Here is a 262-nt window from a genome sequence, read left to right as displayed (position 1 = left end):
GTGGCCAAGGCGTTGCCAGATGTCCTCGCCGGAATGCTGGTTCGCCTGGACCTGGCTGAACACCTTGGAAATGCTCGGGATGGAAAACGGCCGCAGGGCGTCGCCGGCATGGAACAGCTCGCCGTCGCGGCTGTACACGGCGATCCCCAGCTGGTTCGGCTCGACGCCGGCGAGCGCGGGGATGTAGTCGGCGACCTTGCCGCGCCCGATCAGCGGGCGGACTTCATCGAGAATCTCGTTCAACAGTTGCTGCATGATGACC

1 protein-coding gene is annotated in these 262 nt (G+C 64.9%); it reads right to left on the bottom strand.

The features are described from left to right. A partial coding sequence (locus ACLJNW_RS26010; protein ID WP_410961478.1) for a glutaminase occupies window positions 1–255 on the bottom strand: 255 nt, incomplete at its 3' end. Window positions 256–262 lie beyond the last annotated feature (7 nt).

Source organism: Salmonella sp. SAL4457 (genome assembly GCF_046548235.1).
Classification (GTDB): domain Bacteria; phylum Pseudomonadota; class Gammaproteobacteria; order Enterobacterales; family Enterobacteriaceae; genus Salmonella; species Salmonella enterica.
This window is presented reverse-complemented; position numbering and strand designations above follow the sequence as displayed.